This is a genomic window from Allobosea sp. P1_A7, from assembly GCF_056406775.1.
In genome coordinates this window covers 1-12,133 of the sequence record NZ_JBFTZN010000268.1, presented here as the reverse complement: position 1 = coordinate 12,133, position 12,133 = coordinate 1, and the positions used below count along the sequence as shown (strand labels likewise).

12 protein-coding genes and 1 pseudogene are annotated in these 12,133 nt (G+C 65.0%); 4 read left to right on the top strand and 9 right to left on the bottom strand.

Annotated elements, in window-relative coordinates:
- From AC1D34_RS30495 to AC1D34_RS30485, 3 genes and pseudogenes are all read left to right on the top strand, one after another.
- Nucleotides 1-214, top strand: a pseudogene (locus AC1D34_RS30495) (ABC transporter substrate-binding protein); the annotation flags it as partial.
- A gap of 1 nt (nucleotide 215) precedes the next feature.
- Nucleotides 216-1,244, top strand: a complete 1,029-nt coding sequence (locus tag AC1D34_RS30490) for a Gfo/Idh/MocA family protein (protein WP_476826228.1) — start codon at nucleotides 216-218, stop codon at nucleotides 1,242-1,244.
- Nucleotides 1,241-2,245 (top strand): Gfo/Idh/MocA family protein, encoded by a 1,005-nt coding sequence (locus tag AC1D34_RS30485; RefSeq protein WP_476826227.1) that lies wholly within the window; start codon nucleotides 1,241-1,243, stop codon nucleotides 2,243-2,245. The genes AC1D34_RS30490 and AC1D34_RS30485 overlap by 4 nt, the downstream gene beginning before the upstream one ends.
- A gap of 107 nt (nucleotides 2,246-2,352) precedes the next feature.
- Here AC1D34_RS30485 and AC1D34_RS30480 read toward each other — a convergent pair whose 3' ends face one another.
- From AC1D34_RS30480 to AC1D34_RS30470, 3 genes are read right to left on the bottom strand one after another with little or no spacing between them, the layout of a single operon-like run.
- The gene (locus AC1D34_RS30480) at nucleotides 2,353-3,546 is read right to left on the bottom strand and encodes an ABC transporter substrate-binding protein (protein WP_113519045.1); all 1,194 of its coding nucleotides are present in this window, start codon (nucleotides 3,544-3,546) and stop codon (nucleotides 2,353-2,355) included.
- Nucleotides 3,547-3,584: 38 nt separating this feature from the next.
- Nucleotides 3,585-4,352, bottom strand: coding sequence for a hypothetical protein (locus AC1D34_RS30475; protein ID WP_476826226.1), 768 nt, complete (start codon nucleotides 4,350-4,352; stop codon nucleotides 3,585-3,587).
- Nucleotides 4,353-4,372: 20 nt separating this feature from the next.
- The gene (locus AC1D34_RS30470) at nucleotides 4,373-5,116 is read right to left on the bottom strand and encodes a glucosamine-6-phosphate deaminase (protein WP_476826225.1); all 744 of its coding nucleotides are present in this window, start codon (nucleotides 5,114-5,116) and stop codon (nucleotides 4,373-4,375) included.
- A 118-nt stretch (nucleotides 5,117-5,234) separates the two neighbouring features.
- Here AC1D34_RS30470 and AC1D34_RS30465 point away from each other — a divergent pair, with 118 nt between their 5' ends.
- Entirely contained in the window at nucleotides 5,235-6,419 is a 1,185-nt protein-coding gene (locus AC1D34_RS30465; protein ID WP_476826224.1) for an ROK family protein, read from the top strand.
- A gap of 145 nt (nucleotides 6,420-6,564) precedes the next feature.
- On the opposite strand, the gene AC1D34_RS30460 is transcribed toward AC1D34_RS30465, so the two are convergent.
- The 6 genes from AC1D34_RS30460 to AC1D34_RS30435 all read right to left on the bottom strand — a co-directional run bounded on the left by AC1D34_RS30460 (nucleotide 6,565) and on the right by AC1D34_RS30435 (nucleotide 12,032).
- A complete protein-coding gene (locus AC1D34_RS30460) occupies nucleotides 6,565-6,732 on the bottom strand; it encodes a hypothetical protein (protein ID WP_441490879.1) in 168 nt (55 codons plus the stop codon).
- A gap of 79 nt (nucleotides 6,733-6,811) precedes the next feature.
- A complete protein-coding gene (locus tag AC1D34_RS30455) occupies nucleotides 6,812-7,135 on the bottom strand; it encodes a c-type cytochrome (protein ID WP_441507070.1) in 324 nt (107 codons plus the stop codon).
- Between the two features lie 132 nt (nucleotides 7,136-7,267).
- Nucleotides 7,268-8,902: a thiamine pyrophosphate-dependent enzyme gene (locus AC1D34_RS30450; RefSeq protein ID WP_441507069.1), complete on the bottom strand. Its 1,635-nt coding sequence runs from the start codon at nucleotides 8,900-8,902 to the stop codon at nucleotides 7,268-7,270.
- A 79-nt stretch (nucleotides 8,903-8,981) separates the two neighbouring features.
- Nucleotides 8,982-9,962: a 3,4-dihydroxyphenylacetate 2,3-dioxygenase gene (gene hpaD / locus AC1D34_RS30445; protein ID WP_476826223.1), complete on the bottom strand. Its 981-nt coding sequence runs from the start codon at nucleotides 9,960-9,962 to the stop codon at nucleotides 8,982-8,984.
- A 124-nt stretch (nucleotides 9,963-10,086) separates the two neighbouring features.
- Nucleotides 10,087-11,580 carry a 5-carboxymethyl-2-hydroxymuconate semialdehyde dehydrogenase gene (hpaE, locus tag AC1D34_RS30440; RefSeq protein ID WP_476826229.1) on the bottom strand — a complete coding sequence of 498 codons (1,494 nt, stop codon included), beginning with the start codon at nucleotides 11,578-11,580 and terminating at the stop codon, nucleotides 10,087-10,089.
- Between the two features lie 53 nt (nucleotides 11,581-11,633).
- A complete protein-coding gene (locus tag AC1D34_RS30435) occupies nucleotides 11,634-12,032 on the bottom strand; it encodes a 5-carboxymethyl-2-hydroxymuconate isomerase (protein WP_476826222.1) in 399 nt (132 codons plus the stop codon).
- Nucleotides 12,033-12,133: the final 101 nt, after the last annotated feature.

The following is a 12,133-nucleotide window of genomic DNA, read 5'->3' as shown; positions in this document are numbered from 1 at the left end:
GGGCTATTTCTATCCCGGCCCGGCCGTGAAGGGCGTGACGCTCGCCATGGCGCCGCAGGAAAGCCGCGACGTCATCAAGGAATTCGGGCGCGCCCATTATGACGAGTTGATCGCCAAGCTGCCGACCCGCCCACCTCTGACTCCGGAACGGCTCGTCGCCGCCTTCCGGCGCTGGGACCAGGAGATCGGCGTTGGCCACGGAGCACCCCAATAGCATGCGCTTTGCCGCCATCGGCCTCGACCACCGCCATATCTACAACATGGTCGAAGGTCTCCTCGAAGCCGGCGCTGTCTGCGCCGGCTTCGATCCGCGCACCAGCGACGAGCGTGTCGTTGCCGGCTTCCGCGAGCGCTTTCCGCAGCTCCAGGCCATGGATGCCGACCGGCTGATCGACGATCCCTCGATCGATCTCGTCGCCTGCGCAGCGATTCCCTCGGAGCGCGCCGCGATTGCGATCCGGGCCATGCAGGCCGGCAAGGACGTCATGGTCGACAAGCCGGGCGTGACCTCGTTCGCGCAGCTTGCCGATGTCGAGGCGACGGTCGCCCGAACGGGGCGGATGTTCTCGATCTGCTTTTCCGAGCGCTTCCTGGTGCCTTCGACGATCATCGCCGGCAAGCTCATCGCCGACGGCGCGATCGGGCGTGTGGTACAGACCCTGGGTGTCGGCCCGCATCGACTTAACCGCGCGATCCGGCCGTCATGGTTCTTCGACCAGAGCGCTTTCGGCGGCATCCTCACCGATATCGCCTCGCACCAGATCGACCAGTTCCTGCACTTCACCGGTTCGCGCGATGCGGAGATCGTGGCGTCGGGAACGGGCCATTTCGGCAGCGCTGAGCTGCCGGATTTCGAGGATTTCGGCGAGATCCTGCTGCGCAGCCCGCTGGCCGGCGGCTATATCCGCGTCGACTGGTTCACCGCCGACGGGCTTCCGACCTGGGGTGACGGGCGGCTGACCATCCTCGGAACGGCAGGCACGATCGAACTGCGCAAATATGTCGATATCGCAGGCCGGCCGGGCACCGACCATCTCTTCCTGGTCGATGGGAACGGCACCCGTCATATCGATGCCTCCCGTGAGCCGCTGACCTATTTCCGCAATCTTGTGGCGGATATCGCCGACAGGACCGAGAGCGCGATGTCTCAGCAACACGCCTTCACGGTCTGCCGGCTGGCGCTGGAGGCTCAGGCGAAGGCGGTGCGGCTGCCCGCCCGCGCGAGCGAAAGGACTGCTTCGTGACCCGCAAGACCGGCGTTGCCATCATCGGCCTCGGGCCCGCCTCCCTGCCGCATTCCCGCAGCCTGATCGACCTTGCCGAGCGCGTCGACGTGCGCTGGGCGGTCAGTCGCTCGTCAGAGCGAGTCGAGGCCTACGGCAATCAATTCGCCTTTCCGGTGACGACCGATCTCGATGCCGTTCTGGCCGATCCCGCGGTCGAGGCCGTCATTGTGCTGACGCCGCCGAGCAGCCATCTCGACGTCTCCGCGCGCTGCCTTGCGAATGGCAAACATGTGCTGGTCGAGAAGCCGCTGGAGTTGACGGTCGCGCGCGGCGAGGCACTGGTCGAAGCCGCGCGCCGCGCCGGCAAAGTCTTCGGGGTCGTGCTGCAGCACCGATTCCGGCCTGCGAGCCTGCGCCTCAAGGCAGCGCTCGCCGCCGGCGAGCTCGGAACCGTGGAGGCCGCCTTCCTGAGCGTGCCGTGGTGGCGTCCGCAGGCTTATTACGACGAGCCCGGCCGCGGCACGCTGGCGCGTGACGGTGGCGGCGTGCTCCTGACCCAGGCGATCCACTCGCTCGACCTGTTCCGCTCTTTGGTGGGGGTGTCCAAAGTGGTCGCGGCGCAGGCGCGAACCACGGCGCTGCACCGCATGGAGACCGAGGATTTCGCCTCCGCGCTGCTCGAGCTCGGCAATGGTGCGCCGGGCACGTTGATGGCGACGACCGCCGCCTATCCCGGCCATCCCGAGCGCATCGAAATCATCGGGACCAAGGGCTTTGCCACATTGATCGGCGGTACGCTTAGCCTCTCCTTCCTCGACGGTCGCAAGGAGGTCGTGGAAGCGGAAGGCAGCACCGGCAGCGGCGCCAATATCATGGATTTCCCCCATGATGCGCACCGTGCGGTGATCGCCGATTTCCTGGATGCGGTCACGACCGGGCGCGAGCCCGTCGTGACGGGCAACGAGGCGCTGGCATCGCAGCGGCTCGTCGACAGCATCCTCGCGGCCGCGAGGCGTTGAGGCGTCGCCTCTAAAATCCTATCCGGTCATCATGGCATCCCGGGCCGCCCTGCAGGCGCCCGGGATGTTCTTGTCGTGTGCTGGACAGCCGCGTTCGACTGACCTGCTCAGCGGGCGCGCTTGGCGCCGACCATCTCGTCCCATTTGCGGAAAGCCACGACCATCTTGTCGGGCTTCAAGGGCAGCTCGATCGGGTTCTTCGCGATCAGGTCGGCATATTCCGGCCGGCCGAATTCGGCGATCACCTTCTGGCTGCTCTCCGGTGCCAGCGACAGCGGCACATTCTTCACCGCCGGGCCCGGATAGAGATAGCCCTCGTCATAGGCGTAGGCCTGAGCCTTCGGCGTCAGCACATAGGCCATCAGATCGAGCACCACGGCGAGGCGATCGTTCGGGACGCCCTTCGGGACGCACATGAAGAAGGCGTCCGAAACCCAGTGGAAGCCCTTCAACGTGCCGATCATCGCGGATTTCGGCACGATGCCGAGCGCGCGCGGATTGATGTCCCAACCGGTGGTCGAGATGATGATGTCGCGCGAGCCCTCGCCGAACTCCTTCATCGTCGCGCCGGTGCCAGCCGGATAATAGTCGATGTACTGGCCAAGCTCCTGCAGATAGGCCCAGGTCTTGTCCCAGCCGCCGACGGGATCCTGCGGGTCCTTGTCGCCGAGGATATAGGGCAGGCCCATCATGAACGTACGGCCCGGGCCGGAATTGGTCGGGCGCGCATACATGAACTTGCCGGGATTGGCCTTGGCCCAGGCGAGCAGCTCGTCGGCCGTGGTCGGCACGTTCTTGACGCGCTCCGGCGCGTATTCCAGCAGCGGGCCGGAGGGGTAGTAGTTGACCACGACGCCAAAGCCGTCGCCTTGGGCGCGGTGCAGATTGAGTGCGGCCGGCTCGTAGTTCTCCTCGATATTCGGGAACTTGTCGGCGAAGTCGGGCAGGATTTTGAGCCAGAGCTTCTGTTCGAGGCCCGCTGCGAGGCCGTCGCTGCCGGTCAGCACGAGATCGAGATCGGCGCGGCCGGCCTCCTGCTGCGCCTTGATCTTGCTGGCGAGTTCCGGCGCCGGCGCCTTCACGAAGGTGATGCGCGAGACCAGCTTAGGATTGGCCGCGCGATAGTCCTCGAACGCCTTCTGCATCAGGGCCAGCGCACCGCCGACATCGATGATGTTGATGCCGACCGGCGAGGTCGGCAGCGGCGGCGAAGCCGCAAAGGCCGCCGGTGCTCCCGTCGCCATCGCGGCCAGGCCGCCCAACACGGTGCGGCGGTCAATTCCCGTGAAATCCTTGCTCATGGTCTCTCCCTCTTTGGTTAGGCTGATCGTTGGGTTGTCTACATCTTGACCGCGTCGTAGCGGCGTTCCTCGGGCCCGATGCGCACGCGCTGCACGGCGAGATCAGCGGACCAATCGACCTCGCTCGGTGGCAGCTCCAGTCCCCTCGCCCGCAAGGCGGGCTCAAGCACCGCCAGCGGATGGCTCGAGGCCATCGCGACCGCCTCCTCCGGCGTCGCCAGGCCCCAGGCCACGACATTGCGCACCCCCTGATCGAGGCAGAGCGCCGAGCCGGCGAGCGAGACGCTTCCCGGCTGGCGCACGGAACCGTCGGCCTTCCGCTCCACGCTCATGCCGGCGAAGGGATAGTTGCCGGGCTTCGCCGCTGCGGCCGAAACCGCATCGGTAACAAGGATCGAACGGTTAAGTCCCTTGGCACGCAACAGCGATTTCAGTGCCTTGGGGTGAACATGGATGCCGTCGGCAATGAAACTTGCCCAAAGCCCGTCCTCGGYAAGCTGCGCGAAGATCGCATTGGCGAGTTTATGCGTGACCTGCGGCATGCCGTTGCCGAGATGGGTGGACAGGGTCGCGCCCGCTGCGGCGGAGGAAGCGACCTGATCGAAATCAGCAGCGGTATGGCCGAGAGCGACGATCCTGCCCTGGCCATGCAGCGCCGCGATCAGGGCCGGCACGGCCTCGACCTCGGGAGCGACCGTCACCATCAGGATCGGACGGTCGAGCTCGGCCGCCGTCACCGCGCCTGAATTGAAGTCGACGGCCGCAAAGCCGTTGACCTGGAGATCGACGAGGCCGGCCGTCAGCATGATCRCACCCTGTCCCACCATCAGCCCCGCTTGAGCAGGGAGGCAGCCGGCGGGTCGAGGAACAGCACCGTGTTCTTGTGGGTCTGAAGGATCGAGGCGGGGTAGAGCGGGCTCACCGGACCTTCCAGCGCATCGCGCGTCGCCTTCGCCTTGCGCTCGTCGGGCACCGAAAGGACGATCAACTCGCTCTTCAGGATCTGGCGGACACTCATCGAGATGGCGCGCTCCGGCACTGCTTCGAGGCTCGGGAACCAGCCTTCGCCGAACTGCTGCTGGCGGCAGGCGTCATCGAGCTTGACCACGATGTAGGGCTCGTCCGTCTCGAAATCGGCCGGAGGGTCGTTGAAGGCAAGATGGCAATTCTCGCCAAAGCCGGCGAAGCAGACATCGATGCGACRTCCCGCGATCAGCTCGCCGAGCCGGCGCGCCTCTTGCTCGGCATCGCCCTCGCCATCGACCGGGATGAACTCGACCTTGCCACCCAGCGGGGCGACGAAGCGCTCCTGCAGATAGCGACGGAAGCTCGCCGGGTGCTCCTGGCCGAGACCGACATACTCGTCGAGATGGAAGGCGGTGACCTTCGACCAGTCGATGCCCTCGGCAATGACGAGATGGTTCAGCATCTCGAACTGGCTGGCCCCGGTCGCGACGATGATCGTCGCATGACCGTGCCGCGCCTGTGCTTCGCGAATGGCCGCAGCACCACGGGCCGCAGCCTGGACGCCGAGGGTCTCCTTGTCGGCGACGATGTTGATATCGATCATGCTATTTCTGAACCCGGACAGAGCAAATTGTTTCAAAATTCTCAGATCGAGCTTATGAGCGCCTCTGTAAAATGCAATCTCAATTTCAGAACCATCAGGTTCTAAAATATGGATGCCCATGACACTGCCAGCCATCGACCAGATGCTGTTCTCCGACGGGCACGGCAGCGACCGCGCCCGCGCCTTCACGCTTGTTGCACGCGGCCAGGCCCATTCCCGGCCTGAGATCGGCGCTGCGCTCGGGCTACGCTCGACCACGACATCGCGCCTCGTCGGCGATCTGGTGGAACGCCGTCTGCTGCTGGAAACCGCGGGGCAGAAAGCCGGCCGCGGCCGTCCGGCCGGAATTCTCATTGCCAATCCACGCCGCGTCGGTGCTTCCGTCATCTATGTCGCGAGCCAATCGCTGGTCGGCGCTCTGGTCGATCTCGACGGCCAGTTGCTTGAAGAACGCGTCGTCGAGATTGCCTCGGACGCAGATAACAGGGTTGTCGCAGGCGTGATGGCCGGGCTTGGCGCGGATCTGCTCGCCGCGATGCCGCGCGGCATGGAGCATGCCGGCACCGCCGTGTCGCTCTCGGGCTTGCTCGATCTCAGGCGCAAGCAATGGCTGATGTCGTCGCGCTGGCCCAACCTGCGCGGCCTCGATGTCGGTATTGCGCTCGGGGAAGCGGTTGGCCCCGTTGTGGTCTGTCGCAATCTTGACGCCGAATTGCGCGCGCGCATGGCGCAGGATTTCGAGCAGTTCTCGGATGGCGCGCTCCTGCTGCACTGGGGCTGGGGCATCGGACTGGGCTACGCCATCGGCGGACGCTCGCTCGCGCCGCCCGGCGGCTCCTTCGGAGAAGTCGGGCACTGGCGCTTCGCCGCGCTCGACGGCCGCCGTTGCGGCTGCGGCAACACCGCCTGCCTGGAAACGGGCGCGGCGCTCTGGTCGCTCCTGCCGGAACTGCGCCGGCGCTGGCCCGATCTCGCGGAGGACGAGAACCGCCTCTACCGACAACTGGCGCGTTGCGACCTGACCAGCGTGCCCGAGATCGACACGGCTGCGCGTTTGCTGGCGCGCGCACTCGCCAATGCGAGCCGCCTGCTGTTTCCCACCCGGATCATCGTAACCGGCCCGTTCGTCGCCAATGCGCAGCTATGGGCGCATTTCGACGGGTTGTTCAGGGCCGAGGGAACAATGCACGGGTTGATGATGCCTGAACTCGTCAGCGACCGCTCAAGCCGGCAATATGAAGTCCATGGAGCGGCGACGCCGCTGCTCAGCAAGGCGCTGGAAGGCCTCTTGCAAGGCGCCTGACCGTCAGCGGACCGGATATCGGCCGGCCCGACGGCCTCGCCTGCTGCCTTTGCACCCGCTCTTCCGAAAGCCGCAATCGACTTGTCGGACCGATGTCTTCGCGGCTGTCTAGTCCTTAGCGCCTGTCTCGGCGCCTGTCCTGGCGTCAATCCTCGGCGGTTTCGCGCCGCAATTCCCAGGCGAGCATCGCCTCGGCGAGCGCATGCAGTTCCTGTTCCTTGGTGCTGGTATCGGAGGCAGCCTGAAGCTCCGCAACACGCAGCTGAGCTTGCTCATAATCCTCGTCGGTGTGAATTACGATCGGTTGTTTCATGGCAGCCCCGCGCTACGTCCGGGTCATGAAAGAGTCTGACCCAACCTGATTATAACCGAAAACCGGCGCATATGTTCCGCTAACGCGTCGGCAGGGCTGCATAATACGCCGCGATTGCCGCAATCTCGTTCACCGACATGTGCCGCGCCATGTAGCGCATTTCCTTGTGAGCCCGCTTGCCGTTGCGAAAGGCCATCATCTGGTTGAACAGATAGCGCTCGTTCTGCCCTGCCAGATGCGGCACTTCGGTGTCGCGGGCGATGCCGTCCGCGCCATGGCAGGCAGCACAATCTTCGAGCGGGGATGTCCGTGGCTCAGACGCCACCGGCGTAACCATCATCAACCCGGCCACCGTGAGCGAGGCCGCAGCCGTCATCCCCAGGCCAAATCTGAACCAGCTCATGATCGAGGCTCCTCCCATCGCAGCCTTCGCCGCAAAGCCATGGGCGAGCCTGTCGCACGGTAAGCGTTAAGATCGCGGAAGCTCCGCCCGAGAAATGTGGAGGGTGCGCATTGGCTCGTACCTGCAGGCTCGCTAGCGCGCTGCCGGTGGTGCCGGATGGATGAACGGCCACGGGCTTGCCTCAGTGCCGCGCGGAATGGTGATCTCGATCAACGCGGGACGATTATCGGCCAGCGCCTTCTCCAGCACAGGGCGGAAGGTTTCGGGCGTGTCGACCCGCACTGCCTCGACCCCGAAGGACCGGCCGAGCTGGACGAAGTCCGGGTTGACGAGGTCCGAGCCGATCAGCCGGCCCTCGAAGCCCGTCAGCTGGTCGCGCCGGACATTGCCGTAGGAGCTGTTGTTGAAGACCAGCGTAACGACGCCGATGCCGTATTGCACGGCCGTCGCCAGTTCCTGGACTGCGAACAGGAAACCGCCATCCCCGGTGATCGCGACCACGGGCCGATCCGGCCACGCCACTTTCGCGCCAAGCGCGGTCGGGAAGCCTGAGCCGAGCGTGCCCTGATAGCCGGAGGACAGATAGGTCCTGGGCTCATAGACCTTGAAGCCGTACCAGGAGGCAAAGCCGACTTGGGAGAGTTCGTCGGTGACGATGCCGTCCCTCGGCAACACCTCGCGCAGGACCTGCAAATAGGCCATTTGCGGTTGGATCGCCTGGATCTTGGCTTCAGCCGCCGCGGTCGCCTCCGTGATCACCGCGCGGCGGCCGGGGCGGCTCTGCGGCAGCCGCCCGGCTGCCTTGGCGAGCGCAGCCGTGGCCGCACGGGCATCGGCCAGGATCGCGACATCGGGAATGGAGCGGCGCATCTCGACCGGATCGATATCGATGCGAACCGATTTCAGGTTCGGCGGCGTATGTGACCAGCGCCAGCCCGGCAGTTCCAGGCGCGTACCGATGCCGATCAGCAGGTCGGTCTGGGGCCAGAGCTCATAGGCCGCAGCCATGGTGAGGCCGAGTTCATGGTCATTCGACAGGATGCCGCGACCGCTGCGGAAGGCGACGACCGGCGCATCGATCAGTTCGGCCAGTTGCAGGATGTCATCCGCGGCATCGAACGCGCCGCTGCCGACGAAGATCATCGGCGCCTTCGCCGCCGAGATCAGTCTTGCGGCGCGGTCAATGGCGTCAGCGTCGATGGGTGGCGGTGGCGAGGGATCGAGCACGGAGGTGACCGGCACTTCCCCCGGCTGCGTGAAGACGTTCCAGGGCATTTCCAGCGCGGCCGGACCGCGCCGTCCCGAGAGCATCGCCTGGAAGGCCCGAGACACCGCTGTCGGCGCCAACGCCGGGTGCTCGACGCGCTCGGCCCATTTGGTGAAGCCGCGCAGGGTCGCAAGCTGGTCCGGCATCTCGTGCAGATGCCCGCGACCACGATCGAGGAAGGGGGTTGGCACCTGCCCCGTCAGGCAGAGCACCGGCTCGTTGCCACCAAAGGCCGTCAACAGGGCCGCCCCGGCATTGAGGATGCCGGGGCCGGGCACGACGGTGCAGACCGAGGGCCGTCCGGTGGCCCTTGCGTAGCCGAAGGCCATGTAACCGCAGGCCTGCTCGTGACGCGCTCCGATGGTTGCGATCCTGTCCTTGTTCCGCTCGAGCGCGTCGAACAGGCCGTAGATCTGTGCCCCGGGAAGACCGAAGACCGTATCGATGCCATGATCGATCAGCCCGGACACAAGTCCCTCGCCGCCAGTCGCTCTCACCATATCCGCCTCACCTTGTCCTGCAGATCCGCCCAACGGGCCGTCACCTTGAGTGGAGTCCCCGCCCCTGCGCCCCGTTAACTCACGCAGCGATGATCGGGGACGCCTGGAAGGAGGGCTGACGCACCGGCGTCTCAGCGAAGAGCGTGCCCTCCTCGAACCAGGAGCGCGGAGCTGGCGCGCCCCAGAGCGTCTGGCGCTGCGGATCGCGCAGATCCCAACGGATCGGTTCGTGGTCGGGGTCGACCGTCTGGTAGTCCGAGCAATAGATCTCGATCCGATGACCGTCGGGGTCGCGGATATAGAGGAAGAAGGCATTTGAGATGCCGTGCCGTCCGGGGCCGCGCTCGATATTGGTGACGTAGCCGGTGGTCGCCATCAGATCGAGCAGGTCGATGATGTTGAGCGGCGTCGGCACCCAGAAGGCAACATGGTGGAGGCGCGGCCCAACCCCATGGGTGAAGGCCATGTCGTGAACGCCACCCTTGCGGTGCATCCAGGCCGCCCAGAGCCGGCTGCCATCCTCGTTCACCGTGTATTCGGTCGTTCGGAATCCGATCGCGTTATAGAACGCGACGGACGCGTCGACATTGTCGGAGAAGCAGTTGAAATGGTCGATCCGGAGCGGCTTCACGCCCTTGTAGAGCGCGTATTTCTGGTGAACCGACGGAAGCTTGTCCATGCTGAAATAGAACTCCAGCGGGACGCCGAGCGGGTCGACAGTCCTGAGCGTGCGGCCCTGGAACGGCGCCTCGACAAACCGGGCCGGCAGGCCGTTCGCCCGAAAGAAATGATGTGCCTTGTCCAGATCCTCTTCCGAGAAAACCTTGAAACCGAGTACCTTTGCGACCGGGCTTTCACCCTTCTCCAAGACGATGCAATGGTGTCCACGTTCTTCCATCGCACGCATGTAGAGTCGGCTCTCGCTCTCGTCCGTCACTAGCAGCCCAAGCGTATCGGACCAGAAGGCTCGCGAAGCCGCCAGATCGCACACGGACAGGACGACGTGATTGAGCCGCACCACCTGAAAGGGCGGATTCAATACCGGCTGCGGGACAGGCATAGAGCTTCCTCCTTGGTATCTTATTCCTGCTGCCGGCCTGCTTTTCGAGGCCTTGATGCTGTGAAGCCGGTGGCACGGCTGCGACCACGGCCGCCGTTCCCGCTTCGATCCTTCCCGTTACCGGTCAGCCTCCGAGCCCGAGCTTTGGGACCTTGTGGCTGTCATAGGCGACCGCGATGTTCTTCGTCTCCATGTAGAAATCGAAGGAATAGTCGCCGCCGTCACGGCCGATGCCGGAACTCTTGATGCCTCCGAACGGGGTCGGCAAATGCCGCACATTCTCGGAGTTCACCCAGATCATGCCGGCTTCGAGATCGCGAGCGACACGGTGCGCGCGGCCGATATCACGGGTCCAGAGATAGCCGGCGAGCCCGTAGCGGACATCGTTGGCGACCCGAACCGCATCGGCCTCATCCTCGAAGGGAATCATGGTCAGGACAGGACCAAAGATCTCCTCCTGGGCGATCCGCATTCCAGCTGCAGCGTCGACATAGAGCGTCGGCTCGACATAATTGCCGGCCCCCTTCATCGCCCGCCCACCGCCGCAGGCGACGCGTGCCCCGCCCTCTCGCGCGAGCGCAGGGTAGGACAGGATTTTCTCTGCATGCCGCGGGTGAATCAACGGCCCGATCTCCGTTGCCGGATCGAGCGGGTGGCCGATTTTGATACGCCGGACACGCTCGGCGACTCTTTCGCTGAAGCTGTCATAGATCGAGTGCTGGACCAGCGCGCGCGAGGACGACGTGCAGCGTTCGCCATTCAGCGAGTAGATCATGAACAGCACGGCATCGAGAGCGCGGTCCAGGTCGGCATCGTCGAAAACGATCACCGGGTTCTTGCCGCCGAGTTCGAAATGCACGCGTTTCAGCGTCTTTGCGCCTTGCGCCATGATGTGCGAGCCGGTCGTGGTCTCGCCGACGAAGGCGATTGCCCGGATCGCGGGATGCTCGGTCAGGGCCTTGCCAGCCTCTTCGCCGAGCCCGTGCACCAGATTGACGACGCCCGCGGGCAATCCGTGGGCGCGGATCACCTCATCCATGATCTCGGTCAGAATGACCGCGGAGAGCGGTGACCACTCGGCCGGCTTATGGACGACGGTGCAGCCGGCGGCGAGTGCCGGCGCGATCTTCCAGGTCGACAGCATGAAAGGCGTGTTCCACGGCGTGATCACGCCGACGGGGCCGATCGGTTGGCGGATGGTGTAGTTGATATGGTCGGTATCGGGCAGCGAAAGCCCGTTGCCCGCCTCGGTGGCACGATCGGCGTAGAAGCGAAAATTCTCGGCGCCGCGCAGCGCAGCCTTGGCCATATAGCGGATCGGCTGGCCCGTATCGCAACTCTCGACGAAGGCGATCTCCTCGGCTCGCGCCTCGATCGCATCCGCGATCGCATGCAGAATCTTGCGACGCGTCGCGCCTGGAACATCGCGCCAGACCTTGAAGGCCGCCTCGGCGGCGCGGGCCGCGCGGTCTATCTCCGCCGCACCACCGGAGGCGATGGTGCATTGATGCTCATTGGTGGTCGGATCGAGCGTTTCGAAGGTGGCGCCCGCGGCGGAGAGCACGCGCTCTCCGGCAATGACATGCGGAACGACCCTGCCGGTGAGGAAGCGCGCCATGGCGCGCTCGGCCCCGATCAGATTGCTGGCGAATTTCGGATCGATGGCCCGGTTCATGCGAGGCCTCCCTTGCGTGCGAGGCGTTCATGCAGATTGTTGGTCTTGAGCGAGGCCGTCCCGTCGATCTCCTGGACCTCGACTGTGAGACCGAGCCCGATCTTGCTGAACAGGTCGGCGGTTTGCGCTTCGAGCGTCGCCATCAGCGCTTCGGCGACCCGCCGGCGCGTCGCGGCATCCCGACCCTCCCCGATCCGAGCCAGAACGGCAACAAAACCGTGGGTCGGATCGCCATCGGCGATCGCGAAGATATCGCGGCGTTCGGCCTGCGTCCGCAGGCCGCCAATGGGGAAAACCCCGGTTGCGAGCGCTGTATGGTGCAATTCGTCGACCAGCCGGCGGAGCGAAAGCGCCGGCTCAAGATTGGCCGAATATTCGACGATGATATGCGGCATCCGCGCACCCGCCTCGTGTTCGAAATTAAATTAACGTGTTAAATTAATTTGAGCAAGCGATTACCGGCGCGAACCGTTAGAATGGTGGCATTGCTCTGATC